At 66.0% G+C, this 26,060-nt stretch carries 30 protein-coding genes and 1 pseudogene; 16 read left to right on the forward strand and 15 right to left on the reverse strand.

Features of this window, described 5'->3' with window-relative positions; translation table 11 throughout:
* Nucleotides 1–18 precede the first annotated feature (18 nt).
* Both CAG41_RS09535 and CAG41_RS09540 read left to right on the forward strand, forming a co-directional pair.
* Nucleotides 19–579, forward strand: a complete 561-nt coding sequence (locus tag CAG41_RS09535; RefSeq protein ID WP_085706925.1) for a chorismate mutase — start codon at nt 19–21, stop codon at nt 577–579.
* Nucleotides 580–714: 135 nt separating this feature from the next.
* Entirely contained in the window at nt 715–1,194 is a 480-nt protein-coding gene (locus tag CAG41_RS09540; protein ID WP_085706926.1) for a phage infection protein, read from the forward strand.
* A 69-nt stretch (nt 1,195–1,263) separates the two neighbouring features.
* Here the strand turns inward: CAG41_RS09540 and CAG41_RS09545 are convergent, their stop codons facing one another.
* The gene (locus CAG41_RS09545; protein ID WP_085579899.1) at nt 1,264–1,599 is read right to left on the reverse strand and encodes a hypothetical protein; all 336 of its coding nucleotides are present in this window, start codon (nt 1,597–1,599) and stop codon (nt 1,264–1,266) included.
* Between the two features lie 174 nt (nt 1,600–1,773).
* On the opposite strand from CAG41_RS09545, the gene CAG41_RS09550 reads away from it, so the two are divergent.
* A complete protein-coding gene (locus CAG41_RS09550) occupies nt 1,774–3,450 on the forward strand; it encodes a diguanylate cyclase (protein ID WP_085706927.1) in 1,677 nt (558 codons plus the stop codon).
* 12 nt (nt 3,451–3,462) lie between these two features.
* Here CAG41_RS09550 and CAG41_RS09555 read toward each other — a convergent pair whose 3' ends face one another.
* Both CAG41_RS09555 and CAG41_RS09560 read right to left on the reverse strand, forming a co-directional pair.
* On the reverse strand, nt 3,463–4,551 hold the full coding sequence (locus CAG41_RS09555) for a polyamine ABC transporter substrate-binding protein (protein WP_085579895.1): 1,089 nt from the start codon (nt 4,549–4,551) through the stop codon (nt 3,463–3,465).
* Nucleotides 4,552–4,602: 51 nt separating this feature from the next.
* Nucleotides 4,603–5,904 (reverse strand): FAD-binding oxidoreductase, encoded by a 1,302-nt coding sequence (locus CAG41_RS09560; RefSeq protein ID WP_085706928.1) that lies wholly within the window; start codon nt 5,902–5,904, stop codon nt 4,603–4,605.
* A gap of 160 nt (nt 5,905–6,064) precedes the next feature.
* Here CAG41_RS09560 and CAG41_RS09565 point away from each other — a divergent pair, with 160 nt between their 5' ends.
* Entirely contained in the window at nt 6,065–6,970 is a 906-nt protein-coding gene (locus tag CAG41_RS09565; RefSeq protein ID WP_085637623.1) for a LysR substrate-binding domain-containing protein, read from the forward strand.
* A gap of 1 nt (nt 6,971) precedes the next feature.
* On the opposite strand, the gene CAG41_RS09570 is transcribed toward CAG41_RS09565, so the two are convergent.
* Complete coding sequence (locus CAG41_RS09570) at nt 6,972–7,361, reverse strand: cytochrome c family protein (RefSeq protein ID WP_085579889.1); 390 nt, start codon at nt 7,359–7,361, stop codon at nt 6,972–6,974.
* Nucleotides 7,362–7,438: 77 nt separating this feature from the next.
* Nucleotides 7,439–8,770 (reverse strand): PLP-dependent aminotransferase family protein, encoded by a 1,332-nt coding sequence (locus tag CAG41_RS09575; protein WP_085706929.1) that lies wholly within the window; start codon nt 8,768–8,770, stop codon nt 7,439–7,441.
* A 90-nt stretch (nt 8,771–8,860) separates the two neighbouring features.
* Here CAG41_RS09575 and CAG41_RS09580 point away from each other — a divergent pair, with 90 nt between their 5' ends.
* Nucleotides 8,861–9,754 carry a DMT family transporter gene (locus CAG41_RS09580; RefSeq protein WP_085579885.1) on the forward strand — a complete coding sequence of 298 codons (894 nt, stop codon included), beginning with the start codon at nt 8,861–8,863 and terminating at the stop codon, nt 9,752–9,754.
* A gap of 3 nt (nt 9,755–9,757) precedes the next feature.
* On the opposite strand, the gene CAG41_RS09585 is transcribed toward CAG41_RS09580, so the two are convergent.
* Entirely contained in the window at nt 9,758–10,579 is an 822-nt protein-coding gene (locus CAG41_RS09585; protein ID WP_085579883.1) for an AraC family transcriptional regulator, read from the reverse strand.
* A gap of 133 nt (nt 10,580–10,712) precedes the next feature.
* Here CAG41_RS09585 and CAG41_RS09590 point away from each other — a divergent pair, with 133 nt between their 5' ends.
* A complete protein-coding gene (locus CAG41_RS09590) occupies nt 10,713–11,225 on the forward strand; it encodes a carboxymuconolactone decarboxylase family protein (protein WP_085579881.1) in 513 nt (170 codons plus the stop codon).
* A gap of 413 nt (nt 11,226–11,638) precedes the next feature.
* On the opposite strand, the gene CAG41_RS09595 is transcribed toward CAG41_RS09590, so the two are convergent.
* A complete protein-coding gene (locus tag CAG41_RS09595) occupies nt 11,639–13,084 on the reverse strand; it encodes a SulP family inorganic anion transporter (protein WP_085694842.1) in 1,446 nt (481 codons plus the stop codon).
* A 138-nt stretch (nt 13,085–13,222) separates the two neighbouring features.
* Between CAG41_RS09595 and CAG41_RS09600 the strand changes: the two genes are divergently transcribed.
* Complete coding sequence (locus CAG41_RS09600; protein WP_085630516.1) at nt 13,223–13,519, forward strand: hypothetical protein; 297 nt, start codon at nt 13,223–13,225, stop codon at nt 13,517–13,519.
* 5 nt (nt 13,520–13,524) lie between these two features.
* On the opposite strand, the gene CAG41_RS09605 is transcribed toward CAG41_RS09600, so the two are convergent.
* Nucleotides 13,525–13,983, reverse strand: coding sequence for a GNAT family N-acetyltransferase (locus CAG41_RS09605; RefSeq protein WP_085706930.1), 459 nt, complete (start codon nt 13,981–13,983; stop codon nt 13,525–13,527).
* A 124-nt stretch (nt 13,984–14,107) separates the two neighbouring features.
* Here CAG41_RS09605 and CAG41_RS09610 point away from each other — a divergent pair, with 124 nt between their 5' ends.
* Nucleotides 14,108–14,749 carry a TetR/AcrR family transcriptional regulator gene (locus tag CAG41_RS09610; RefSeq protein WP_085706931.1) on the forward strand — a complete coding sequence of 214 codons (642 nt, stop codon included), beginning with the start codon at nt 14,108–14,110 and terminating at the stop codon, nt 14,747–14,749.
* Between the two features lie 21 nt (nt 14,750–14,770).
* On the opposite strand, the gene CAG41_RS09615 is transcribed toward CAG41_RS09610, so the two are convergent.
* The 3 genes from CAG41_RS09615 to ggt form a co-directional block, all read right to left on the reverse strand.
* Nucleotides 14,771–15,790, reverse strand: coding sequence for a lysozyme inhibitor LprI family protein (locus CAG41_RS09615; RefSeq protein WP_085694840.1), 1,020 nt, complete (start codon nt 15,788–15,790; stop codon nt 14,771–14,773).
* 180 nt (nt 15,791–15,970) lie between these two features.
* Complete coding sequence (locus tag CAG41_RS09620; protein WP_085579869.1) at nt 15,971–16,504, reverse strand: cysteine hydrolase family protein; 534 nt, start codon at nt 16,502–16,504, stop codon at nt 15,971–15,973.
* Between the two features lie 68 nt (nt 16,505–16,572).
* On the reverse strand, nt 16,573–18,300 hold the full coding sequence (ggt, locus tag CAG41_RS09625) for a gamma-glutamyltransferase (protein ID WP_085706932.1): 1,728 nt from the start codon (nt 18,298–18,300) through the stop codon (nt 16,573–16,575).
* A 150-nt stretch (nt 18,301–18,450) separates the two neighbouring features.
* Here ggt and CAG41_RS09630 point away from each other — a divergent pair, with 150 nt between their 5' ends.
* On the forward strand, nt 18,451–18,966 hold the full coding sequence (locus CAG41_RS09630; RefSeq protein WP_085637635.1) for a methylated-DNA--[protein]-cysteine S-methyltransferase: 516 nt from the start codon (nt 18,451–18,453) through the stop codon (nt 18,964–18,966).
* A gap of 85 nt (nt 18,967–19,051) precedes the next feature.
* Here the strand turns inward: CAG41_RS09630 and CAG41_RS09635 are convergent, their stop codons facing one another.
* The 3 genes and pseudogenes from CAG41_RS09635 to CAG41_RS09645 all read right to left on the reverse strand — a co-directional run bounded on the left by CAG41_RS09635 (nt 19,052) and on the right by CAG41_RS09645 (nt 21,485).
* Nucleotides 19,052–19,642, reverse strand: a complete 591-nt coding sequence (locus tag CAG41_RS09635; protein ID WP_085706933.1) for an NUDIX domain-containing protein — start codon at nt 19,640–19,642, stop codon at nt 19,052–19,054.
* A gap of 165 nt (nt 19,643–19,807) precedes the next feature.
* A pseudogene (locus CAG41_RS09640) lies at nt 19,808–20,809 on the reverse strand (chitinase); the annotation flags it as partial.
* Nucleotides 20,810–20,849: 40 nt separating this feature from the next.
* Nucleotides 20,850–21,485, reverse strand: coding sequence for a lytic polysaccharide monooxygenase auxiliary activity family 9 protein (locus CAG41_RS09645; protein WP_085580105.1), 636 nt, complete (start codon nt 21,483–21,485; stop codon nt 20,850–20,852).
* Between the two features lie 317 nt (nt 21,486–21,802).
* On the opposite strand from CAG41_RS09645, the gene CAG41_RS09650 reads away from it, so the two are divergent.
* Entirely contained in the window at nt 21,803–22,228 is a 426-nt protein-coding gene (locus CAG41_RS09650) for a GNAT family N-acetyltransferase (RefSeq protein ID WP_085630524.1), read from the forward strand.
* Nucleotides 22,229–22,396: 168 nt separating this feature from the next.
* On the opposite strand, the gene CAG41_RS09655 is transcribed toward CAG41_RS09650, so the two are convergent.
* Complete coding sequence (locus CAG41_RS09655; RefSeq protein WP_085579857.1) at nt 22,397–22,747, reverse strand: hypothetical protein; 351 nt, start codon at nt 22,745–22,747, stop codon at nt 22,397–22,399.
* A gap of 146 nt (nt 22,748–22,893) precedes the next feature.
* Here CAG41_RS09655 and CAG41_RS09660 point away from each other — a divergent pair, with 146 nt between their 5' ends.
* From CAG41_RS09660 to CAG41_RS09685, 6 genes are all read left to right on the forward strand, one after another.
* The gene (locus tag CAG41_RS09660; protein WP_085579855.1) at nt 22,894–23,598 is read left to right on the forward strand and encodes a YoaK family protein; all 705 of its coding nucleotides are present in this window, start codon (nt 22,894–22,896) and stop codon (nt 23,596–23,598) included.
* Between the two features lie 86 nt (nt 23,599–23,684).
* Nucleotides 23,685–24,077 (forward strand): sulfurtransferase complex subunit TusD, encoded by a 393-nt coding sequence (gene tusD / locus CAG41_RS09665; RefSeq protein ID WP_085580103.1) that lies wholly within the window; start codon nt 23,685–23,687, stop codon nt 24,075–24,077.
* 2 nt (nt 24,078–24,079) lie between these two features.
* Nucleotides 24,080–24,436 (forward strand): sulfurtransferase complex subunit TusC, encoded by a 357-nt coding sequence (tusC, locus tag CAG41_RS09670; protein ID WP_085580101.1) that lies wholly within the window; start codon nt 24,080–24,082, stop codon nt 24,434–24,436.
* Nucleotides 24,436–24,729: a sulfurtransferase complex subunit TusB gene (tusB, locus tag CAG41_RS09675; protein ID WP_085706934.1), complete on the forward strand. Its 294-nt coding sequence runs from the start codon at nt 24,436–24,438 to the stop codon at nt 24,727–24,729. Before tusC ends, tusB begins: the two co-directional genes overlap by 1 nt.
* Complete coding sequence (locus CAG41_RS09680) at nt 24,726–25,061, forward strand: TusE/DsrC/DsvC family sulfur relay protein (protein WP_085579851.1); 336 nt, start codon at nt 24,726–24,728, stop codon at nt 25,059–25,061. The genes tusB and CAG41_RS09680 overlap by 4 nt, the downstream gene beginning before the upstream one ends.
* The gene (locus CAG41_RS09685; RefSeq protein WP_085706935.1) at nt 25,058–26,059 is read left to right on the forward strand and encodes a glycosyl transferase family protein; all 1,002 of its coding nucleotides are present in this window, start codon (nt 25,058–25,060) and stop codon (nt 26,057–26,059) included. Before CAG41_RS09680 ends, CAG41_RS09685 begins: the two co-directional genes overlap by 4 nt.
* Nucleotide 26,060 lies beyond the last annotated feature (1 nt).

Here is a 26,060-nt window from a genome sequence, read left to right on the forward strand (position 1 = left end):
TTCATAGAGGTTGCCGACGTGCCCCACTCCCTGCGTTTGATGACGTGCGCATTGCTTGCGACGATCACCCTCACCGCCCAGGCTGCTCCATCTCCCGAGTCCTTGAAACCCTTGCTGACGACGCTCAACGAACGCCTGAACATCGGCGACCTGGTGGCGCTGACCAAATGGGACAGCGGCAAGCCGATCCAGGACAGTGCCCGGGAAGCCCAGGTGATCGCCAACGCCCGGACCCTGGCCGCCGAGCAAAAGCTCGACCCGGAAGACGTCGCGCAATTGATCGCCGCCCAGATGGAAGCCAACAAACTGGTGCAGTACGGCCTCCTGTCACAGTGGCAGGCGGCCGGCGCCGCGCCGGACACGCCGCGCCCGGATCTGGGCAAGCAGATCAGGCCCCGCCTCGATGAACTGCAGACCCGGCTGCTGCAGCAATGGGCCGCCTTCGCACCCTATCGCCAGGATCCGGACTGCACGGCGTGGCTGGCCGGGGCGCGTAAGGGGCTGGCTCAGGACGCCCTGCATGAACTGGCCCTGATCCGCGCCACGGGCGAGTTGTGCGTTCGCCCCGTGAGGCCTTGATCCGGATGGCTGACCTTGATTGCGGCCCTCATCGGCGGCATCGATAGTCACCATCAGCGCAATGAAGTTCTCTTAAAAAATCCCGGGCGTAACATCGGCTCCATACCCACCGACAACACCCTGGAGCACACGATCATGAAACGCCAAACCATCCTCGGCATCGCTTTCTCGGTACTTGCGCTGAACGCTTTTGCAGCCCCTTCCGCCCACACGATGATCGCCGAAGGCGGCTCGGACAAACTGATCGAAAGCCGTTTGGCCGAAGGCGGTTCGGACCGTCTGATGGAGCGTCGAGTGGCTGAAGGTGGTTCGGAGCGTCTGCTGGAACGCCGCGTCGCCGAAGGTGGTTCGGACCGTCTGCTGGAGCGCCGCGTCGCCGAAGGTGGTTCGGAGCGTCTGCTGGAGCGCCGCGTCGCCGAAGGTGGCTCGGATCGTCTGATGGAGCGTCGAGTGGCTGAAGGTGGTTCGGACCGTCTGCTGGAACGCCGCGTCGCCGAAGGTGGTTCGGAGCGTCTGCTGGAACGCCGCGTCGCCGAAGGTGGCTCGGATCGTCTGCTGGAGCGCCGCATCGCCGAAGGTGGTTCCGACCGCCTGCTGGAGCGCCGCGTCGCCTAATCCCTACAACTGCATCACCCATAAAAAAACCGGCCTGATCAGCCGGTTTTTTTTCGCCTTCGCCGTCGCTTACTGCGCGGTTTTCAGCTTGATCACGTCGCCGGACACCTTGGTGGTGTAGCCGGTGAGGACCCAGGCCCAGAACCAGTTTTCCTGGACCTGGGTGTTGATCATGGCATCGCCGCCGCGGGCCTGGATCGCGGCGCTCTGGGCGCGGACGAAACGGCTGTTCTGACGGATCGGGATGCAGCCGAACAGCAGCATGCCGGTGGCGCTGGCTTCGCTGTGGCCAATCACGGTGTATTGGCTGCTGTCGTAATGCTGGGTGTTCATCGGGGTGCCGGTGCAACCTGCCAGAACCGCACCGAACAGTGCGGCGGCGACGACTTTGCTGAGGTACTTCACTGCGTGACTCCATAAGGTGAACGCCCGGGATCCATCTCTCGGGCGGCGCACACTTTACCGGACGCGATAGCTCATTGATATCAAACTTGGCGGTTTTCTCGTCCCGCACTCACTGGCAGCCCGAGCGCGAATGCGCCTACCATGGCGCCACTCCAATAAGAACAGACACCGCCCATGCTCAAAGCCAGTCTGCGAAGCCACCTGACTCTCTGGTTTGCCGGTCTTTCTCTCCTGACGCTGCTGAGCGTCGGTTTCTACATCGGCCACATCGCCACCGAACAAATGAAGCAGGCCAGCGGCAACGCCTTGCTGAGCAACGCGCACTCGGCGGCGGCGCTGCTGGGCCAGCAGTTGCGCGAACGGCAACTGGAGGTCTACTTGCTCAGCCGGGCGCCGCACCTGGAGCGCGGCGACCTGGGCAATCCGGCCATCCTGACCTCGATGAAACTGCGCAGCGAAGCCCGCGCCGAATACGCGTGGATGGGCGTGGCCGACGCCGAAGGCCGGGTGCACCAGGCCGTCAACGGGCTGCTGGTGGGCCAGTCGGTGCAGCAGCGGCCGTGGTTCCAGGCCGGCCTGCGCGGTGAGTACACCGGCGACCCGCACGAGGCCGTGCTGCTGGCCAAACTGCTGCCGGGCCTGCCGAACGGCGAGCCGCTGCGCTTCATCGACTTCGCCGCGCCGATCCACAATGCCGAAGGCCGGGTGATCGGCGTGCTCGGCGCCCACGCCCACTGGAGCTGGGTGACGCGGATCGTCGATTCGGCGGTCTCGCACAAGGACGCCGCACCGGACATCGAAGCGCTGATCATCGACCACGACGGCAAAGTGCTGTACCCCGAAGCGCTGGTCGGCCAGCAATTGGCGCCCACCGACCCCGCCTCGCCCGGCTGGATCGCCGCCAACGGTTACCTGACCGCCCAGGTCACGGTGCCGACCCCCGCCAGCACGGCGCTGTCCTGGTCGATCGCCGTGCGCCAGCCGCTGGACACCGCCCTGCAGCCGGCGCGTTCGCTGTTCTACAAACTGCTGTTGCTGGGCGGCCTCGCCGCCGTCGGGTTCGCGCTGGTCGGCCACTACCTGGCGCTGTACCTGAGCCGTCCGATCGAACACCTGGCGCGCTCGGCCCGGCAGGTGCAGAACCACGAATCCGGCGTGCGCTTCGCACTGCAGCACCCGGTGCAGGAGATCGCCCAGCTCGGCCAGTCCATCGACGCCATGACCCGCTCCCTGCTCGGCAAGGAACGCGAACTGCAACAGGCCAACGCCTCGCTGGAAGCCACGGTCGCCCTGCGCACCGCCGCCCTCGTCCAGGCCAACGCCGAACTGCTGACGCTGGCGACCCACGATGCCTTGACCGGCGTCCACAACCGTCGCCGCTTCGACGAGAAACTCACCGAATACAGCTTGCTGTTCCGCCGCACCGGCCGCCCGTTCGCCTTGCTGCTGATCGACGCCGATCACTTCAAGCGCACCAACGACACCCACGGCCACGCGGTGGGCGACGACGTGCTGCGGCAACTGGCGCAGCTCATCCAGGCCAACACCCGCGCCACCGACTTCGTGGCCCGCTACGGCGGCGAGGAATTCGCCGTGCTGCTGCCGGAGATCGCCCAGCCGGACACCCCGGACATCGTCGCCGAGAAGATCCGCGCCGCCGTCGCCGAGGCGCACTTTCCGGTGGTCGGCCAGATCACCGTGAGCATCGGCGTCGGCCTGGCGGATCCGGCCGACAACGCCCCCGCCGCGCTGGTCACCCGGGCCGACCGCCAGCTGTATCAGGCCAAGGCCGAAGGCCGGAACCGGGTGGTGTGCCAGGCGTCCTTCAGCGAGATGAACCGGCAAGGATGAAGGCCCGGGCACTCAGGTGTTGGTTTTCAGCCGGGTCCACAGCCGCGTCGTCAACCGGGCGATCGCCGCCGGCAACTCTTCCACGGTGAACAGCTTGTCCATCACCTCCCTGGGCGGGTAGATCGCCAGGTCTTGCCTCACCGCCGACGTCACCAGAGCGTCTGCGGCGGCGTTGGGGTTGGCGTAGTGGATGCTGTTGCTGATGTTGGCGATCACTTTGGGCTCCAGCAGGTAGTTCATGTACGTGTAGCCGTTGCGGGCGTGCGGGGCGTTCTTGGGCATGACCACCATGTCGAACCACAGGGTCGAGCCCTCTTCGGGAATCGAGTACGCGATGTCGATGCCGTTTTTCGCATCCCGGGCGCTGGCGGCGGCCTGGACCACATCGCCGTTGAAGCCGATCACCGCGCAGACGTTGCCGTTGGCCAGGTCGCTGATGTACTTGGAGGCATGGAAGTACTGCACATACGGGCGGATCTTCAGCAACAGCCGCTCGGCCTGCTTGTAGTCCGCCGGTTCGTGGCTGTGGGGCGGCAGGCCCAGGTAGTTGAGGGTGACCGGCAAGACCTGGGTCGGGTTGTCGATGATCGCCACGCCGCATTGGCTCAGCTTCCGGATGTTGTCCTCGTCGAAGAACAGCTTCCATGAACGGGTCACGTCGGTGCTGCCGAAGATCGCCTTGATCTTCTCGACGTTGTAGCCGATGCCCGCCGTGCCCCACATGTACGGATAGCCGTACTGGTTGCCGGGGTCGTTGACCTCAAGCTTTTTCATCAGCACCGGGTCGAGGTTCTTCCAGTTCGGCAGCTGCGACTTGTCGAGTTTCTGGATCGCGCCGGCCTTGATCAGGCGCGACAGGAAATGGTTCGACGGGCTGACCACGTCGTACCCGGTGTTGCCGGTCATCAGCTTGGACTCCAGCACCTCGTTGCTGTCGTGGATGTCGTAGGTCGCCTTGATGCCGGTGAGCCGGGTGAAGTCGGGCAACGTGTCGTCGGCGATGTAGCCGTTCCAGTTGGAGATGTTGACGGTTTCATCGGCGAGGGCGGCGGACGAGCCGGCCGCCAGCAGGATCGCCAGGGAAAGTGCATGGACGCGCATGGTGGATCACCTGTGTCGTGGAGCGGTTGTTTTTGTTTGAGGTGCGCAACTTCAGACTTCTGTCCGGGCCCTGACCGCCTCCATGCGCATGCGCAGCCTTGCGCCGATGTCGAAGAACGGACGCGGCGGCAGCCAGCCGGGTTGCGCCCGCTGCATCACCGTGCGCAGCAGCGGCGAATCGACGCCCGACGCCAACTCCGCCAGCAACCGTCCCCACAGGGTGCCCCGCGCCACCCCCGAGCCGTTGCAACCGGCCACGGCGAACACGCCCTCCTGCACCCGCTCGAAATACGCCTGCCCGCTGCGGGTCGCACTCAGGTGACCGGTCCAGGTGTAACGGATGTCCTGCTCGCCGAGAAACGGGAAACGCCGCTGCAGCCCACGGACATGGTGACGCCGGCGCTCGGCGAGCTCGCGGTCCGACAGATCCCGCGTGCGGTATTCGGCGGTGTTGCGGATCATCACCCGCCGGTCCGGCGTCAGCCGCACCGTGGCGCCCAGGGGGCGGGTCGAAAGCACGCCCCAGGGCTCGACCGCACCGATGGCCCGATACTCCTGGTCGGTGAGCGGCCGGGTGAGACTGGCGCTCAGTTCCATCGGGAACGTGGCGCTGTCGTCGATGCCCACCCGGGGCACGAAGGCGTTGAGGCACACCAGCACACGAGCGGCTTCCACGCTGCCCCCGGGCCCGTTGGCGCGCAGACGGCCGTGGCCGAGTCGCTCAAGGCCCGTGATGTCGCTGCTCTCGAACGCCGTGACGTTGTCCGGCACCGCATCGAGCAAACCCTTCACATACTTGGCCGGCTGCAGCAAGGCGTTGCCGTTGCCGCACCAGATCGCCGCCCGGTAGTGCGGCGTGCCGAGCCGTTGTTGCAGCGCTTGCCCTTGCAGCAGCTCCGCACGGGCACCCAGCGCCCGCAGCGTGGCCAGCTTGGCGTCCACCTGGCTGAGCTTGGCCGGGTCGCTGACCGCAAAAAAATAGCCGCTGTCGCGCCAGTCGCATTCGATGGCATGCCGGGCAATGCGCTGACGGACTTCTTCGTTGGCTGCCCGGGCAATCATCGTGTCGGTCTCGAACCCGGCGAAGCCCTGCGCACCGATCAGTTCGTCGCCGGCCGGGTGTTCATGGGCCACGACGAAACCCGAATTGCGCGCCGAAGCTCCTTGGGCCGCCCGCTGGCGGTCCACCACCGCGATGCGCGCCTGAGGGTGCAGTTCGGCGAGCGTCAGCGCCGCGCTGAGGCCGGTGATGCCGGCGCCGATCACCAGCCAGTCGGCCTTTTGCGCCCCCTCCAGGCGGCTGCGCTGCGGCGTATCCCCCGCTTGCGCAATCCAGCCACATACGTTTTCCATGCCTCACCTCGTTCGACGGTCGTTGCGCGCCTTGCCTCTTGCGGCCAGCCATGCGTGAATCGCATGCCATCCGAAGCAAGCTCAGCCTGACGACTAGAATCTATAAGGTCTTCGCTGGCCGAACCAACGCTATAAAATCATCGAGGCATACCGAAAACGCATGGATAAAATCCGCCATGTCCCGTCGCTGCAAGCCATGCAGGCCTTGGTGGAAGTCGCCGCCTGCGGCAGCTTCACCCGCGCCGCGCAGCGGCTGTGCCTGACCCAAAGCGCCGTCAGCCGGCAGATCCAGCAACTGGAAAGCCATTTCAACGTCGCCCTGTTCCTGCGCACCAGCCGCAGCCTGCTCCTGACCCCCGAAGGCGAGCAGGTGCTGGCCAGCGCCCACAGCATCCTCGACCAACTCAGCAGCCTTGCAGAGCGCCTGGCCCCGCAGCGACGCCCGTTCAGGATCCGCATGCACGTGTCGCTGGCGGTGCGCTGGCTGCTGCCCCGGCTCAGCGACTTCTACCTGCGCCATCCCCTGGTGTCGCTGGCGATCGAGACCGTCGCCACCGAAGTCGTCGAACCGGCCAGCGACAGTGACGCCTACATCCTTTACCTGCCGACGGCGTCCAGCGACGCCGATTGCCTGACGTTGTTCGAGGAGGCGCTGGTGCCCGTTTGCGCACCGGATCTGCCGCACGCCCCACGGTCGGTCGAAGCACTGCCGGACTTTGCCCTGCTGCACCGCTCGGCGGACCGGCAAGCGTGGATCGAATGGCTGGCGATGAACGGCGGCAGGCCGCTGGAGGACTACCGGCACATACCGTTCAACCTGGATGAATTGGCGCTGGATGCGGCGGCGCGGGGCCTGGGGGTCGCGGTGACGGACATGACCCTGGCGGCCGAGTCCATCGAACGGGGCGTGCTGACGGTGCCGTTCGGCCAACCGCTCAAGACAGGCGGCACCTACACCTTGTGCCTGCAGCCTTCAGCGGCCGCGCATCCCGACTGCGCCGCGGTAAAGCAATGGTTCGCCGGGCAGGCGCAAACGGGATGGATCCGCAACGGCCCGGACGCATGAGTCATTCGGCCTGAAAGGTCTGGAGATACGCCAGCAGGTTGTCGATCTTCTCTTCGTCGCTGAGCCCCCAGAAGATCATCCGCGTGCCCGGCACCACGCCTTTCGGGTCCTTGAGGTACGCCGTCAGCGTCTCGCGGTCCCAGGTGATGCCCGAGCCTTTCATGGCCTCGGAATACACATAGTTGGCCGACGTCCCCGCCGCCCGGCCGATGATGCCGTTGAGCTGCGGGCCGAACCCGGGACGGGCGGATTCGCCCACCTGATGACAACCGCCGCACAGGCGCGGGAAGAGCTTGCCGCCAGCCTCAGCGTCGCCGGCGGCGCGGGCCGGAAGGCTCAAAAGGGCTGTGTTGAGGATCAGGGCGAGGGTCAGCAGGGCAGCGTTTTTCATCGGGGTTCCAGACAGGCCAGACGGGCGGCGCAAGGTAGCAGATTGCGTAAGCCGCAAGCTTCAAGCCGCCGAGGACATTACAGATAAGCGCCCACCACCCGCCTGACCTTGATCAAGGCCTGGCGCAAAACGTCCATGCCCACCGACCCCAGGGCCAGCCGGATCGCGTGCGGCACATGGGCCGACACGGTGAACGGTTCCGCCGTGGTGACCGACACCTGCCCGCGCATCAGCTCAGCCACCACCTGATCGGCCCGGGCGTCTTCCGGCAGCGGCAGCCAGAGAAAATACGACGAAGGATGGCCCACCACCGGCAGCCCTTCGAGCACCTTCACCGCCAGCGCCTGACGGGCCCGGGCGTCTTGGCGCTTTTCCTCCTCCAGCCGCTCGACCGTGCCGTCATCCAGCCAGCCGCAGGCGATGGCGGTCATCACACCGGGGGTGTTCCAGGTGGTGGCGCGGATGATGCGCTCCAGCGCCGGCACCGTCGCCGGCGGTGCGACGATGTAGCCGACGCGCAGGCCGGTGGCGATGTTCTTGGACAGGCCTGAGACGTACACCGTGCGCTCCGGCGCCAGCACCGCCAGCGGGGGCGGCGGGCTGTCGGCCAGAAAGGCGTAGGCCGCGTCTTCGATGAGGGTCAGGTCATGCCAGCGGGCAATCGCCGCCAATTGCTCGCGCGGCCCCTGAGGCAGCACCCAACCCAACGGATTGTGCAAAGTCGGCATGCAGTACACGGCGCGCACCGGACGGCTGCGGCAGAGGGCATCCAGCGCCGCCAGGTCCGGCCCCTGGGCGGTGACCGGGATCGCCACCACCTCCAGGTGCAGCGCCTCAGCCAGCACCTTGAAGCCGGAATAGGTCAAGGCATCGGCGGCGATGACATCGCCGGGCTTGAGCAATGCCATCAACGTCACCGCCAGCCCCTGCTGCGCGCCGTTGACGATCAGCACCTGGCCGGCCTCGACCGCCAATCCGCGGCTGCGCAGGTGACGGGCGACCGAGGCCCGTTCGTGCTGGCGTCCGGCGTGGGGCTGATAGCGCAGCAGCGCCTCCAGGTCGCCGGACAATGCCAGTTGCCGCAACGCGGTGCGCAACAGGTCGTCCTGACCGGGCAGCGACGGATAGTTGAAATTGAGATCGATCATGCCGACGGCGACGTCTTTCTGGTCGATGCCTTGCCCCGGCGACAGCGAGGTTTCGCGCACGAACGTGCCGCGCCCGGTCTCGCCGCTCACCAGCCCCATGGCCTCGAGTTCGGCGTACACCCGCGAGGCGGTGACCAGCGCCAGCCCTTCGCGGGCGGCCAGTTGTCGGTGGGTGGGCAGGCGGGTGCCGGGCGCCAGACGCCCCGCGCGGATGTCGGCCGCGTAGAGGTCGACCAGGGACTTGTAGCGGGAACGGGGCATGCGGGCGTATCCATGACAATTCTTTGATTGTCTTGATTCTCAGCCATAGGATTCGCCCCAGGCAACCCCCAACCTTGAGTGCGACCCTGTATGGAACGAACGTCGAACCTGCCCCACCCCGCCCTGGAGAAGACCAGCGGCTGGATCAACGGATTCATTGGCGTGGTGATCTTCAGCGGCTCATTGCCGGCCACCCGGCTGGCGGTGCTGGAATTCGACCCGGTGTTCCTCACCGTGGCCCGCGCCACGCTCGCCGGCCTGCTCGGGCTGTGCCTGCTGTGGCTGTTCCGCGAGCGGCGCCCGGCGCGCGACCAGTGGTGGCCGCTGGTGATCGTGGCGCTGGGCGTGGTGCTCGGGTTTCCGCTGCTCACGGCGCTCGCCCTGCAATACGTGACGTCGGCCCATTCGATCGTGTTTGTCGGCTTGCTGCCGCTGGCCACGGCGGTGTTCGGCGTGCTGCGCGGCGGCGAGCGGCCGCGCCCGGTGTTCTGGATCTTCTCGTTGCTGGGCAGTGCGCTGGTGGTCGGTTTCGCGCTGGCACAGGGATTGAGCGCCTCGCCCACCGGCGACCTGCTGATGCTGGCGGCCATCCTGGCCTGCGGGTTGGGTTACGCCGAAGGCGCGAAACTGTCGCGCACCCTCGGCGGTTGGCAAGTGATCTGTTGGGCGCTGGTGCTGGCGCTGCCGGCGATGGCGGGCTTGAGCCTGTGGCGGATGCCTGCCTCGTTCTCCGGCATCAGCGTCACGGCCTGGACGTGCCTGGCCTACGTGTCGCTGTTCAGCATGTTGATCGGTTTTGTGTTCTGGTATCGCGGGCTGGCCCAGGGCGGGATCGCCGCCGTCGGGCAACTGCAGCTGCTGCAGCCGTTCTTCGGCCTGGCGCTGGCCGCGACGCTGGTGCATGAACAGGTCAGCCTGGGCATGCTGGCCGTGACGCTGGGGGTGATCCTGTGCGTGGCCGGGGCGAAGAAGTTCGCCCGCTAGCCCTCAGCGGGCGTCGGCCTTCCATTGCCTCGGGCTTAGCCCGGTCTTGCGCCGGAACGCCCGGGCCAGCGCCGACGGGCTCTCGTAGCCGACCTCTTCGGCGATCAGCGCAATCGGCCGGCCCTCGCGCAGACGCTTCTGCGCCAGGCTGATCCGCCAGCTCAAGAGATAGTCCAGCGGCGTCTGCCCGACCACCCGGCGAAAGTGCTCGGCGAACCCGGCGCGGGACTGGTTGGCGGCCGCCGCCAGCTCGGCCACGCTCCAGGCCCGGGCGGGCTCGTCGTGCATCAGCCCCAACGCCCGCGACAGCCTCGGATCGGCCAGCCCGGCCATCATGCCCGGCTGCTGGTCGCGCCGGCTGATGAGGTGGCGCAGCAGCAGGATCACCAGCAGCTCGAACAACCGGTCCATCACCGCTTCGCGCCCGCAATGCCCGTCGAAGGCTTCCTTGAACAGCCACGCCAGCGTGCTGCCCAGCTCCGGGATGTCGGTGAGCTTCAGCACCAAGTAGTCAGGCAAGGCCGACGCCAGCGCGTTGCCTGAACCGCCGTCGAACGTCAGCGAGGCGCACACCAGTTGCGTGCCCATCGATTCGTCGGCGAACAGTCGGTGGGCCAAGGGCCGGGGGAAGAAAATCAGGGTTGGTTCGTTGAGCGTCAGCTCAGGGTCGTTGCCGGGCTTGAGCAGCACCTCGCCGGCCTGCAGCAGGTGCACATGGCCGCACGCCTGTTCGCCGCCATAGGCGCTGACGCCGCAGAACGCACCGCTGTGGAACGTGCCGGCATTGACGCCGAAGTGGGTGAGCAAGGTGGAGAGGCGATCCATGACGGCATCCTCGGCGACGGGTTTGGACGATCTGCCGCATATCCTCGACGATTTGCACCCAAAGCACCAGCCGCGCTCCCTAACATGAGCTCCATCCCCGGTGCACTCCGCACCGGACATTCGGAGATTCATCATGAGCCGCATCACCCCGATCAGCCTCGACACCGCCGCCGACGCCACCCGCACCGTGCTGGAAGGCGTGCAGAAGAAAATCGGCTTCCTGCCCAATGTGTTCACGACCCTGGCCAAGGCGCCCGTGGCACTGGACACCTACCTGCAAGCCTCCGCCATCCTGGGCAAGACCTCGCTCAGCGCCAAGGAGAAAGAAGCGGTGTACCTGGCCACCTCGCAGGTCAACGGCTGCGACTACTGCCTGAGCGCCCATACGCTGTTCGCCAGCAAGGCCGGGCTGTCGGCCGAGGACATCGCCCAGGCGCGCCACGGCCGGCTGAACGCCTTCGCCGCCCTCGCCCGCCAACTGACCGAGACCCGCGGCCAGTTGAGCGACGAACAGATCGCCGCCGCCCGCGCCGCCGGCATCGACGACAAGCAGATCATCGAAACGGTCGCACTCGTCGCCGTGCAGACCCTGACCAACTACCTCAACAACGTGGCGCTGACCGACATCGACTTCCCCGCCATCTGAAACCTGCCGGCTCCCACAGGGTTCAGCGGTGTCCGCACAAATGACCGGCCACCATCGATCCTGTGGGAGCCAGCTTGCTGGCGATAGCGGTCTGTCAGCTAAAGATGTTGCCCGTGCTGGCCCCATCGCTTGCAGGCAATCCCACAGGTATCCCGGGTGTTAGCAGGATCCAGGCACACCACAAAGCCCTGTGGGAGCTGGCTTGCCAGCGATAGCGGTCTATCAGCCACCCAAGATATTGCCTGTGCCGATCCCATCGCTGGCAAGTCGAGTCGTCGCACCGCAGCTCCCACAGGGTTCAGCGGCATCCTCAGAAATGACAGGCCAACATCGATCCTGTGGGAGCCAGCCTGCTGGCGATAGCGGCCTGCAAGCGACCCAAGATGCCGGCAGTGACACCCTCTCCCACCTGCTCAAGCGTGCTCCACCCCGGCGCGCTTGAGCAGTTTCTTGCAGCGCTCGGACAGGTGGAACACCTGCAACTGCTTGCCGGCCTTGGCGTACCGCTCGCGCAGGGTCTTCAGCGCGGCGATGGCCGAATAGTCGACAAAGCTCAGGTGGCGGCAATCCAGGGTCACCCGGGCCGGATCGCCGGCCGGGTCGAACTGGTTGAGGAACGGCGTGGTCGAGGCAAAGAACAGCGTGCCGTGCAGCCGGTAGAGCTTGCTGCCGTCGGCCTCCAGATGCGCATCGGCGTACAGTTCGCGGGCCTGCTGCCAGGCGAAGTTGAGCGCGGCGATGACGATGCCGCACATCACCGCGGTGGCCAGGTCCGTGAACACGGTGATGACCGTCACCGCCATGATCACCAGCACATCGTTGAGCGGCACCTTGTTCACCACCCGCAAGGAGGCCCAGGCAAACGTCTGCTGCGACACCACGAACATCACCCCCACCAGCGCCGCCAGCGGAATGCGCTCGATCATCGGTGACAGGAACAGGATGAACAGCAGGATCGCCACCCCGGCCACCACGCCGGATACCCGCCCGCGCCCGCCGGAACTGAGGTTGATCACGGTCTGGCCGATCATGGCGCAGCCGCCCATGCCGCCGAATGCGCCCGACACCATGTTCGCCGCCCCCAGCGCCACGCATTCGCGGTCCGGGTAGCCACGGGTCTCGGTGATTTCGTCGGTGAGGTTCAGGGTCAGCAGGGTTTCCAGCAGGCCGACCAGCGCCATCAGCACCGCATACGGCGCGATGATGCGCAGGGTCTCCAGGTTCCACGGGATGTCCGGCAGCGCCAGGGCCGGCAGGCCGCCGGCGATGTGCGCCATGTCGCCGAGGGTGCGGGTCGGCAGATCCAGCAGATAGACCAGTGCGCCCACGCCGAGGATCGCCACCAGTGCCGGCGGCACCGCGCGGGTCAGGCGCGGCAGGAGGTAGACGATGGCCATCGTCAGCCCCACAAGCCCAGCCATCAGGTACAGCGGCGCGCCGCTGAGCCAGTGTTCGCCGTCCTTGAAATGCTCCAACTGCGCCAACGCGATGATGATCGCCAGGCCGTTGACGAAGCCGAGCATCACCGGGTGCGGCACCATCCGCACCAGTTTGCCCAGGCGCAACAGCCCGAACGCCATCATCACCAGACCGCCGAGCAGCACGGTGGCCAGCAGGTACTGCACGCCGTGCTGCACCACCAGCGCGACGATCACCACCGCCATCGAGCCGGCCGCCCCGGACACCATGCCCGGCCGGCCGCCGAACAGCGCGGTCAGCGTGCAGATGATGAACGCGCCGTACAGGCCCATCAGCGGATTGAGGTGGGCCACCAGCGCAAACGCGATGCATTCGGGCAACAGGGCGAACGAGGTGGTGAGTCCGGCCAGGACATCGGCGCGCAGACGTTTCGGTTTCATGGCTTACCTGATACGGGGTCGACGGAAAAACAGGGCTGCGGATGTTACGCAAGTGCCCGCAGGCAAACCAGCGGACGCTGACAACCGCCGTCGGGCGCTCTAAGCTGGCGCGCCTGTTCCGTTGACCGAGAGCCCGTCATGCCCACCCCGTTGAACGCCCGGGAAGTCTGCCAGCGCCTGCGCGATGCCGCGCTGGGCGTGTGTCCGTTGCGCCGCACCGCTGAGCCGTGCGGATCGGCGCGGGTCACGGTCGATATCGACGGCTGGCGGTTGGCGCTCGACCTCGACGGGCCACGCCTGCTGCATTGCCTCGAATGCCGCAGCCCCGATGGCCGGGCCTGGCGGCTCGACACCTCGCAACGCTTCGGCACCGACCCGGTCAGCCTGCTGAGCACCTGGGAGCTGGCGCAGATCGAGCGGCTGCTGGCCGAGTGACCGGCTCAGCCCTTGCGCAGATCGAGGGTGTAGGTGAAGTACCCGGTGTCGCGCACCCAGCCCAGCGACTCGTACAGGCCTTGGGCGGTGAAGTTGTCGGTGGCGGTTTCCAGCACCAGGCCTTTGGCCCCGCTCTGCACGGCAAAGTCCCGCGCCGTGTTCATCAGCAGCCTTCCTGCCCCACGGCCACGGGCGGCCGGAGTGGTGAACAGGTCGCTGAGCAGCCAGGTGCGATGGGCGTCGATGGATGAGAACGACGGGTACAGCTGCACAAAGCCCAGCGCCTGGCCGTCGGCGTCCTGCGCGATGTAGATCGCCGATTCGCCGGCGGCCAGGCGCTCGGCGATGAACGCCCGCGACTGCGCCAGATCGGACGGCTGGCCGTAGAAGCCGCGGTAGGCGTCGAACAGCGCGGCCACCGCATCGAGGTGAGAGGCATCGGCGCGCAAGGTGCGAAGGGTCATGTGGTTTTTTCCGGGATCGATTGAATCGGCACAGCATAGCGTTGTCTGCCGAGTCTGCTGGCTTCATCGCTATATAGTTTTGTATATTGCGAACCCGAAACCGCCAGACTCCGCCGTGCCTTCCATGAGCAGCATCCGTCAACGCAACGAGCAACTGATCCTCGCCGCCGCCAGCGAGGAATTCGCCGCCAAGGGTTTCGACGCCACCCAGACCCGCGACATCGCCGCCCGTGCCGGCGTGCCCAAGGCCAACCTGTATTACTACTTCCAGACCAAGGAAAACCTCTACGCCAAGGTGCTGCTGGGTTTCGTCGAACCGCTGCTGGACGCCTCGGCGGCGCTGCGCGAGAGCGACGACCCGCTGATCGGCCTGCGGGCGTACGTGGCGGCGCGGATCCGCATCGCCCGCGAGCACCCGGCCATCGCCCGGGTGTTCAGCGGCGAACTGCTGCTCGGCGGCCCGCAATTGCCGCCCGAGTGCCGCGACCTGCTGCACGCCGAAGCGAGGCGCAACGTCGAGTGCCTGCGCAGTTGGATCGACCGCGGCCTGCTGGCCCCGGTGGATCCCGAGCACCTGATGCTGTTCATCTGGTCGGCGACCCGCACCTACACCAACATCGGCTGGCAGATGGGGTGCATCACCGGGCGCGAAGTGCCGCAGGACGAGGACTACGCCGCGGCGGCGGACACCGTCACGCGGCTGGTGCTGGGCGGCGTGGTGCGGGAGCCGGCAGCCCCTGTGTACCGGTTGATGTTCGCGACCTGAGGTGGCGGCGACAGGCTTGCGTTACGGCATGCGCTCCAGCGGCAGGGTTCTGCCGCCCTGCATGCGCTCGTACCAGGCGTGCACGGCAGCGGGCAGGCGATCCTTCCAGTCGGGGACGTTGGTGTAGTAGCGGGCGCGGGACTCGCCCTGGGCATCGGGCACCAGCAGCGCGATCCAGAAGCGGTTGCCGGCGGCGCTCATCACGATGGCAGCGTTGAAGTTGCCCAAACCGCGCACCCACAGCTCATCGACCTCGCTGCCCGGCACGTCGGCGGACGGATCGCCGATCGTCATCGTCCCCGCGCTTTGCACCAGTGCCGGGTAGTCGCCCTTGAGCAGCGTGCGCAGTGTGTCGTCTTCCTGTTGCGTGCGCACCAGGCTCAGCGCCAGCAGATCGTAGTCCAGCTTCAAGGGCGTTGGCGAAGCGACATAACGCCCGGCATAGAACACTCCCATTCCTGCCCCGCAGTCAGCGTCGTCACCCTGTTGCGCGACGTTCAGCACGCCGTTGATCGCCGTGAAGCTCAACGCGCACTCGCCCTCGGCGTAGTCCGCCCCCGAGGCACGGCGTGTGGCGGTTCCCTCCAGGCTGCCTTCGTTGGCGCCGGCGGTGGCCTCCACGGCGAAGGACACGTGCGAATCGTCCCGTAGGGACGTGTTCAGCTCTGCACCCGAGGCCACGCCTTCGGGAATCCGCTGCCACACCGCGTTCCAGCTGAACGGCTTTGCGGCGTATTCAAGTTCGGTGAGGCGCATGAGGTACAGGCGGCGCAGGCAACCCAACGTTTCGCCGCAAAGGTCGCGGTTCTTCAGCCACGCTCGTTGATCCGCCCTTAGTGCCTTCGGGTCGGCGACCTCCGCCAGCGTGGTGCGCCAAACCGCGCTCAGCTTCTCATCGAGGGCGGAGGTGTACGGATCGGCGCAAAGGGTTTTCTCGACCGGGCCGGACGCCTTGGCGCAGTCGAAACCGGCGGCGTGGGACATCGGGGCGATTACGAGGCTGGCCAGCAGCCAGGCATGACGGGCATTGAACGCGGGCATCGACAGATTCCATTCCTGAGGCGCCGGCAGTATGCCGGGAGCGACCGGTCGATGCCCGGAGTTTTCACCGCCTGCAGGAGCGAGCCTGCTCGCCAAAGCGTCATCCCCCTCAATGTCCGAGGCGAACGACACGACGCCTCGCGAGCAGGCTCGCGCCTACAGGGAAGGCTGCTCGGCGGGTCAGAAGGTGATCTGAGCCGCCGGCGTGACGTCGATCCGCGCCACCGAGCTGCTCAGATGAGCCAGATCCTTGTTGTGCTCGGCGATGATGTCTTCGGCGCTCATGCTGCCGTTGTCCACGGTGGAGTGGGCGTCGGCCGCCAGCACCACGTCATAGCCCAGTTGATGCGCCTGGCGCACGGTGGCGTTGACGCAGTAATCGGTCTGCAGGCCGCCGATCACCAACCGGTCGAAGTCTTCCTTGGGGATCAGCTTCTGCAGCGTAGTCTGGCAGAACGAGTCCGGGGCGGTCTTGCGCACGTACAGGTCGCCCGGCGCGGTCTCCAGGCCGTCCGCCAGTTGCCAGCCGTCGCTGCCGTGGGCCAGCAGGTCGCCCTCTTCTTCGTGCTGGATGAACACCACCGGCACGCCGGCCTGGCGGGCGCGTGCGCTGAGGCGGTTGAGGGTGTCGATGACGCGGGGGATGTCGTAGCACGCGTATTGGCCCGAGCACAGGGCGCGTTGGACGTCGATGATCAACAATGCGGTGGACATGGCAGGCCTTCCTTGATCGATCCGTGAGACAGGGGCGGACAAACGCCCGCCCCTCTTTTTTACGCGCGTCAGTAACCCAATGACAACCCGGTGTTGCGCCGCGGGTCGTTGGCGCCGTAGAAGCGGTTCTTGCCCACCGGTTTGCCGCCCAGGGACGGCGCGCCGACAAGGATCGCCGCGATATGGTTGGCATCTTGCGGGCCGGCGAACTTGTGGCCCCAGCTTTCGAGGATCTTCCTGGTGTCGGGGCTGGCGGCGAAGTCTTCGAGGTTGGTCTGCTCCGGCATCCACTGCTGATGGAAGCGCGGCGCATCGACCGCTTCCTGCAGGCCCATGCCGTAGTCGATGACGTTGAGCATGGTCAGCAGGGTCGCGGTGATGATCCGGCTGCCGCCCGGCGTGCCGACCACCATCACCACCTTGCCGTCCTTGGTGACGATGGTCGGGCTCATCGACGACAGCGGCGCCTTGCCGGGCGCGATGGCGTTGGCCTCGCCCTGCACCAGGCCGTACATGTTCGGCACGCCGACCTTGGAGGTGAAGTCGTCCATCTCATCGTTGAGGATCACCCCGGTCTTGCTGGCCATCACGCCGGCGCCGAACCAGTCGTTGAGGGTGTAGGTCACCGACACGGCGTTGCCCCACTTGTCGACGATCGAGTAGTGGGTGGTGTTGCTGCCCTCATGGGGCGCGACGCCCGGCTTGAGTTCGGCGGAGACGCCGGCCTTCTGCGGCGCGATGGCCTCGCGCAGCTTGGTCGCGTAGTTTTTGTCCAGCAGGTGCTCGATGGGGTTCTTCACGAAGTCCGGGTCGCCCAGGTAGCTGTTGCGGTCCACGTAGGCGTGGCGCATGGCTTCGATCTGGTAGTGCATGCCCTGGGCGGAATGGAAGCCCAGGTCCTTCATCGGATAGCCTTCGAGAATGTTCATGATCTGGCAGATCACCACGCCGCCGGAGCTGGGCGGTGGCGCCGAGATCACGTGGTAGCCGCGGTAGTCGCACTCCACCGGCGCCAGTTCGCGGGTCTTGTATTTGTCCAGGTCGGCCTGGGTGATGATGCCTTTGTTGGCCTGGCTTGAGGTGACGATGGCGTCGGCCACCCAGCCCTTGTAGAAACCGTCCGCGCCTTTTTCGGAAATGGTGCGCAGGGTCTTGCCCAGATCCTTCTGCACCAGCTTCTGCCCCACCTGCATCGGCTCGCCGTTGCTGAGGAAGATCGAGCCGGAGTCGCGCATGTCCTTCTTGAACACGTCGGTGGCGTACTCCAGCAGATCGACGTCGCCCTGCTCCAGCACGAACCCGTCTTCGGCCAGCTTGATGGCCGGGGCGATCATCTCATTGCGCGGCTTGGTGCCGTACTTCTTCAGCGCCAGCTCCATGCCCGACACCGTGCCCGGCACGCCGACCGCCAGATGGCCGCGGGTGCTCAGGTCCGGAATGACGTTGCCGTCCTTGTCCAGGTACATGTTCGCGGTGGCGGCCAGGGGAGCCTTTTCCCGGAAGTCGAGGAAGGTCTTGCGCCCGTCCGCCAGTTGAATGGTCATGAAACCGCCGCCGCCCAGGTTGCCCGCCGCGGGGTAGACCACCGCCAGCGCGTAACCGACGGCGACCGCCGCATCCACCGCGTTGCCGCCGTTCTTCAGCACATCGACGCCCACGTGGGTGGCCAGGTGCTGGGCGGTGACCACCATGCCGTTCTCCGCCGCCACCGGGGCCACCGAAGCGGCATGGGCCGTGAGACAGGCCAGGGCGAAGGAGGTCGCGATCAGGGTCTTGGCAAAAGGTTCGTACTTCATGGGTCGGTCCCTTCTTGTTATTAGGCTTTTCAGGAAAGCAGGGAGAAGCGCTGCAAGAGCCACAAGCAGTATGGCCGCGATTGCGATTTGCGCCTCCCGGAACACGCCGTATGCTGTGCGCTGTTCCCGCCCCCCCACGGAGTCCGACCTATGGCCTACACGTTCATCACCCTGCCCTCGCCGGTCGGCGAACTGAAGCTGGTCGCGAACGGCCAGCGACTGGCGGCCATCCTCTGGGAAAACGACAGACCCGACCGGGTGCGCCTGGGACCGATGGTCGAGGCGCCGGACAACCCGGTGCTGCTCAAGACCGCGCAGCAGCTGCAGGAATATTTCGCCGGCACGCGAAACCGCTTCGAGCTGGAGCTGGATTTCGCCGGCACCGACTTCCAGAAAAGGGTCTGGACGGCGCTGCTGACCATTCCCTTCGGCGAGACCCGCACCTACAGCCAGATCGCCGAGCAGATCGGCCACCCCAGCGCGGTGCGGGCAGTGGGCGCGGCGAACGGGCGCAATCCGATCTCGATCGTTGCGCCGTGCCATCGGGTGATCGGCGCATCGGGCAAACTGACGGGGTTCGCCGGAGGGCTTGAGGCCAAGGAGCGGCTATTGAAGTTGGAAGGTTGCCGGTGGGCCGAGGTCGGCCGGACGGGGGAGCTGTTCTGATCGCCTGTCTTCAGTGATCGGCCCACTGTGGCGCTACGGCTATTTTCAATGGGGGTGAGGGAGATTGCTCCCTCACCAAAGGGCCTCAAGCGGAGAACAGGTCGTTCATCGCCGCATACTGCAACAGCATGATGGTCTTGGCATCGCAGATCTCGCCGCGCCCGAAAGCGGCCAGCGCATCATCGAAGCGCCACTCCAGCACCTCCAGCTCTTCGGTCTCTTCCTCCAGGCCGCCGCCGGCGCCGACCTTCGACGACGCGTCGTACTCGGCAACGAAAAAGTGCAGCTTCTCGGTCACCGAACCCGGACTCATGTAGGACTCGAACACCTTCCTCACGTCATGCACGCGGTAGCCGGTTTCCTCCTCGGCTTCGGCACGGATGCGTTGCTCGGGATCGGCCCCTTCAAGCAGCCCGGCGGCCACTTCGATCAGCAGCCCGTCATGGCCGTTGACGAACACCGGCAGACGGAACTGCCGGGTCAGCACCACCGTGCGCCTCTCGCGGTTGAACAGCAGGATCGCAGCACCGTTGCCGCGGTCGTAGACCTCACGGGTCTGGCGCTGCCAGTCGCCGCTGTTGCGCCGGTAGTCGAAGGTGATTTTCTTGAGCAAGTACCAATCGTGGGACAGCACCTGCGTATCGATGAATTTGACCCGTTCGGTCGTGTTGGACATGACGCCTGACCCTTGTGTCCTTGAAGGACGCCCATGGTAGGCGAAAAGACGCGGCCCACGGACGAAAAAAAGCCCGGCAGCGCTACCGGGCTTTCTGTTCGCTTACTGCTGTTGGCCGATGTCGACCGTCATGTCGTCCGACGCGTGCTCAGACAGCTTGGCGCCATGGATCAGCGGCCCGTAACGGCGGCTGAATTCCCAGTTGTACGGCACCCGGTCCTTGCTGATGCCGTTGTCCCAGTTCACCGACCAGGTCATCAGCCCCTTGATCGGATGTCCTTTGATGGCCAGCCGCTTCATGGCGTTGCCCACCGCGGTCTTGTCGATCACGTAGCCGGTGGCGGCGGCATCGACGTTGGACGGCAGGCCGATGACGAACTTGTCCGCCGCGATCTTGGTGAACCCGCGGGTGCCGGTCACCAGGCTTTCGGTCAGGTAATAAAGGAAGTCTTCCTTCATCGCGTCGTTGTTCTGCGCGATCCACGCGCCGTTGCCGTTGTTGGCCTCCGGCACCCAGACCCCGTCGCCGCCCTGGTTGTAGAACTGCGGGGCGATGAAGTCGTAGTAGCCTTCCAGCGCTTGCAGGTAGCCGACGTACTTGCCGTTGGCGGTCAGGTACGGGAACTCCGGCGCCATGCTGATGATGAAGTGCTTGCCCTGTCCTGCGTAGTGATCCTTGACCAGTTTCAGCGCCGCCGGCAGGACGGTCTTGTTGGCGGCGAAATCAATCGCGCTCTGTTCAAGATCGATGTCCAGCCCGTCGAAGCCGTAGGTTTCCACCAGACGGATGATCTCGTTGGCCAGCGGTTGTTCTTGGCCGGCGCGCAACTCGATGTGCGCATCGGCGCCGCCCAGGGAGATCAGCACCGCCCGCCCCTGGCTGTTGAGCACGCCGACCTGGCGGCGGAACTCGGCGTCGGAGACGTTGTGGGGCTTGAAGGTCGGGATGCCGTTGCCTTTCATGAAGGCCACAGCGACCACGTTGTACTCCTTGGGTACGTTTTCAAGCGCGATGTTGGCGAACTGCCCTTGCCGGTAGCCGTCGCTCGGCCCCGCCGGCCAGTTGTGCCAGAAGCCCATGAGGATCTTCTTGCCGGCGATGCTCGGCATCAGCGACGCCGCGTCGCCCGCCTGGTTGTGCAACAGGGTGAAATCAATGTTCGACATGTTCTAATCCTTCAGAACGTGTGGGTCGGTTGGCGCGGACTTACTTGAAGTCGACGTCGAAGGCCTGATAGAAGGCGTTGCCGGTGTTGGCGACGATCCACATCAGGACGATCACGTGACGCCCCTTCTTGTTGGCCGGCAGTTTCACCGAATGGTTGACCTTGGCCTTCAGTTCGCCCGCATGACTGTAGTACGGAACCTGCGGGTAGAAATCCTCGAAGAACGGTTGCGCCTCCAGTTGCGCACGGGTGATGCGGGTCTTCGGATCCCAGCCGTCCTTGGTGATCAGCCAGCGGTAGCCGCGGGTGGTGTGCGGGGCGGTGTACTCCCATTTGATGTCCAGGGTCTGGCCCGGTGTGACGTTGAGCAGCGGCCAGGTGAACGGGCGACCGAGCTTCTTGCTCATTTCCTCGTCGGTGAAGTTCACGCAGTCGCGGGCGTCATCTTTGCCGCCGCTGAGGATGTAGCCGTCGGCCGGCGGCACGACGCTCGGGTTGTCCGTGCCGAACGGCGCGGGGAACGGGCCGGCCGCCAGCGCCGGGAAGTTCTTGCCGCCTTCCATTTCATTGACCTGCCAACCGCCCAGCAGGCCTTGCTCGATGGCCACCGAACCACGGCTGGCCGGAGAGGTGACGCGACCGTGTCGCAGTTGGGTTTCAGGGGTTGCTTGATTCATGTTGTTCACTCCATTGATTTAAGAACTCTCCTTCCCGAGGAGAGGCCTTCAAGCTAACGGAGGGGGATTTTTTGTCCATCGGCGGATTTGTCGCAGCGGGCGGCCTTGCGCCAGCAATCGCCAATAAATACTGGATGGATATACAGCACCCTAAGTCAGCGCGTACTCATCCTGTAGCAAAAAACCTACACGCCAAAGGCATGAAAACCGGCATCGGCGGATCAAGGCACCGGCGACGGCGCAAGGCCGACCCAGGGGATGGATCAAAGGTCAACGCCGGGTTAGGCTGCGCCTTCGTTGCCAAAAGGAAGTTGCACATGAACCTGCGAATCGAGCTGTCGCACACCAATACGGAAGAAGAACGCCTGGCCATCCTGGCGCCGCTGCACGCCTACAACGTCGCCCAGGCCGGCATCGCGCCCTCCACCCCCCTCACCTTGCTGGTGCGCGACGACAGCGGCGCGATTCTCGGCGGACTTTATGGCCGTTTTGTCTGCGAGTGGCTGTTCGTCGACCTGCTGTCGGTGCCTGAAGAAGGACGGGGCCAAGGCATCGGCTCCAGGCTGATGGGCATGGCCGAGGAGCTGGCGCGGGAGAAAGGCTGCTTCGGGATCTGGCTCGACACCTTCGATTTTCAGGCGCCGGTGTTCTACCGAAAGCTTGGCTACAGCGAATTCGGTGAACTGGCGGATTATCCGCCGGGGCACAAGCGGCTGTTCTTTCAGAAGCGGTTGAAGGACTGAGCCGGCAGGCCTCCTGCGAGTGCAACGGCATTGCCCTTGCTTTCGCTCTGCGGGGCCTGGGCTGATGCCATCGCCAGCAGGCTGGCTCCTACAGGGATCGGTGCATGGCACAGATCCACTGTGGGGCTTGCCCGCGATGAGGCCGGAACAGCCTCCGCCTCAACCGACCTACAGGCAGGTCGCCAGCGCCGCCAGCCGGCGCTTGGCGACGAAGTCGTCCTTCTGCGCGTAGTACTTGAGCGTGGTGCCGGACGCGTCGCTGACCACATCGACGAACGATTCCGCCGAGCGGGTGTACACCGTGGTGCCGCCCTGCTTGCCCGGCTCCAGATAAGCCGCCGCGTCCACACCGAACACCGCTTCGTCCTGCCAGGAGAACTGCACGCACTGCGCCACGTCCTTGCCGGGCTTTTCCGAGGTCAGGGTCTTGTAAGGGGTTCGGGTGCGGGCGTCTTCCATCACCGATCCCGCGCAACCGGCCAGCAAAACCGCCGCCAGCGCCACCGTCAGCATTCGCATTGCATTCGCTCATTCAAAAAAGAACGGACTGTATCACTGCCCGGCAAGGTTTCGTTCAGCTTTACCGCATCGGACGGCGCGACAACCCTCGCGCTATGGAGTAAAACCGTGTTTTCCCACCCAGGAACCCGGCCAGGAACCCGCCCATGCTGCCGTCCGCCACCACTCACCGCGCCACGCCCGGCCATCTGCATACCCAGAAATGGCGCGGCCGCGTCGGCTTGACGCTGGTCGCCTGCCTGTCGGTGCTGGCCGGCATGACCGATGCCATCGGCTTCATGGCCAGCGGCGACTTCGTCTCGTTCATGAGCGGCAACACGACCCGCCTGGCGGTGGCGATCAGCGACGGCGACCTGGGCCTGACCCTGCGCCTGTCGATCCTGGTCGCCACGTTCGTCTTCGGCAATGCCCTCGGCGTCATCGTCAGCCGGCTGAGCGGGCGTCGGGCGCTGCCGTTGCTGCTGTGCATCGCCGCGCTGCTGTGCGCCGCGGCGGCCTGGCCGTTCGAGCAGCAATTGCCGGCCCTGCTGGCGGCGATCACCGCCATGGGCATGCTCAACGCCTGCGTCGAGGAAGTGAACGGGCTGCCGGTGGGGCTGACCTACGTCACCGGGGCCCTGTCACGGTTCGGCCGGGGACTGGGCCGCTGGCTGCTGGGCGAACGACGCAACGGCTGGCGGGTGCAACTGGTGCCCTGGACGGGCATGTTCGTCGGCGCGGTCATCGGTGCGCTGCTGGAACGCCATCTGGGCCTTCAGGCCCTGTTTTTCAGCGCATTGCTGGCCGGCGTGCTCGGGGTGGTCGCCCTGAAGATCCCCCGCCGCTGGCAACTGGGCTACATGCCGCGCTGACACTCACCGCGCCTGCGGCAACATCCGCTTCGCCGCCCCGGCGAGAAAGCTTTATCATGGCCGCAGTTTCGCTGATCGAGTCCGTCATGAAGTTCGCCATCGCGCTGTTTTCCGCCGCCCATGCGCCCTCCTCGCGCCGTGCCCTGCTGTTCGCCCAGGCGGCGCTGGCCGGCGGGCATGAGATCGTCCGGCTGTTTTTCTACCAGGACGGCGTGCACAACGCCTCGGACAGCGTGGTCACCCCGCAGGACGAACAGGACCTGCCCAAGCAATGGCGCGCCTTCATCACCGAACAGCGGCTGGACGGCGTGGTGTGCATCGCCGCCGCCCTGCGCCGTGGCGTGCTGAACGCCGAAGAGGCCGCACGCTACCAGCGTGACGCCGTGGCCGTCAGTGCGCCGTGGGAACTGTCCGGCCTGGGCCAACTGCACGATGCGGTGCAGGACGCCGACCGTCTCATCTGCTTCGGAGGCGCATGAACATGGCTAAATCCCTGTTGATCATCAGCCGCCAGTCGCCATGGTCCGGCCCCGGCGCCCGCGAGGCGCTGGACATCGTGCTGGCCGGCGGCGCGTTCGATCTGCCGATCGGCCTGCTGTTCCTCGACGACGGCGTGCTGCAACTGGCCGCCGGGCAGAACGCCAAGGCCTTGCAGCAGAAGGACCTGAGCGCCAATCTGCAGGCGCTGCCGATGTTCGGCGTCGAAGAACTGTTCTACTGCGCCGACAGCGCCGCCCTGCGCGGCCTCGGCGATCTGTCGCTGGACGAGGCGCAGCCCTTGGCCGCCGACCGCATCACCGCCCTCATTGACCGTTACGACCAAGTGATCACGCTCTGATGTCGACTTTGCATGTGCTGTCCCATTCCCCGTTCGGCGACGAACGCCTGACCAGTTGCCTGCGCCTGCTGGGCAGCGCCGACGCCTTGCTGCTGTGCGGCGACGCCGCCTATGCCCTGCGACCCGGCACCGCGCCGTTCACTGCGCTCCAGGCCCGCAACGCCAGGCTGTACGTGCTGGCCGAAGACGCCCTGGCCCGAGGGCTTGAGGTTCCGGACTGGGCCGACGCCATCGACTACCCGGCCTTCGTCGAGCTGTCGGTGCGCCACGACAAGGTCAACACCTGGCTATGAAGACCCTGACCGTCGGCGCCCGCGCCATCGAACTGGACAAGGACGGCTTCCTGGTGGACCTGAGCGACTGGTCGGCCGAGGTCGCCGCTGCCCTCGCCGTCGCCGAAGACATCGAGCTGACACCCGACCACTGGGAAGTCCTTGAGCTGCTGCGCGCCTTCTACGCGGAGTTCGAGCTGTCCCCGGCCACCCGGCCGCTGATCAAGTACACCGCCCTGAAGCTGGGCCCGGACAAGGGCAACAGCCTGCACCTGAACCGCCTGTTCAAAGGCACCCCCGCCAAGCTCGCCGCGAAACTGGCGGGCCTGCCCAAACCGACGAATTGCCTATGACCGACTTTCCAGCGCTGACCCTCGAAACGCCCGCCGAGCATCCGTTCGCCCAGTTCGTGCGGATCCTGGGCAAAGGCAAGCGCGGCGCCCGCGACCTGACCCGCGCCGAGGCCCGCGAGGCCATGGGCATGGTGCTGGACGGCAAGGTCGAGGACACCCAGCTCGGCGCCTTCCTGATGCTGCTGCGGCACAAGGAGGAAAGCGCCGAAGAGATGGCCGGCTTCACCGAAGCCCTGCGCGAACGCTTGCATGCCCCGTCGTTGGCCGTCGACCTGGACTGGCCGACCTATGCCGGCAAGAAACGCCTCCTGCCGTGGTATCTGCTGGCGGCCAAGTGCCTGGCGCAGAACGGCGTGCGCATCTTCATGCACGGCGGCGGCGCCCACACCGCCGGGCGTCTGTACAGCGAACAGCTGCTCGGTGAGCTGAACATCCCACTGTGCCGCGACTGGCAGCAGGTCGGCTCGGCGCTGGACAACGGCGGCCTGGCGTTCATGCCGCTGGTGGACTGGGCGGCGCCGTTGCAGAAGATGATCGACTTGCGCAACACCTTGGGCCTGCGCTCGCCGATCCACTCGCTGGCACGGATCCTCAATCCGCTGGGCGCCCGTTGCGGCCTGCAAAGCATTTTCCATCCCGGCTATCAGGCGGTGCACCGTGAAGCCAGCGGCCTGCTGGGCGACACGGCCATCGTGATCAAGGGCGACGGCGGCGAAATCGAGATCAACCCGGACGCCGACAGCCACCTGTACGGCACCGCCGGCGGCGCAAGCTGGGACGAGGAATGGCCGCGGCTGTCGGCCCAGCGACACGTCAAACCGGCATCGCTGGAGACCCGCCAATTGAAGGCGGTCTGGCGCGGCGAGTCGGACGACAGCTACGCCCGCATGGCTTTGATCTCGACCATGGCGCTCGCCCTCCGGGGGCTGGGCCAGAGCCGTGAGCAAGCCTTCGAAACGGCCGAACAATACTGGGCCGCACGGAACAAATCGATTTAAT

Origin of the sequence: Pseudomonas sp. B35(2017), assembly GCF_002113645.1 — a bacterium.
GTDB classification, from domain to species: Bacteria; Pseudomonadota; Gammaproteobacteria; order Pseudomonadales; family Pseudomonadaceae; genus Aquipseudomonas; species Aquipseudomonas ekonensis.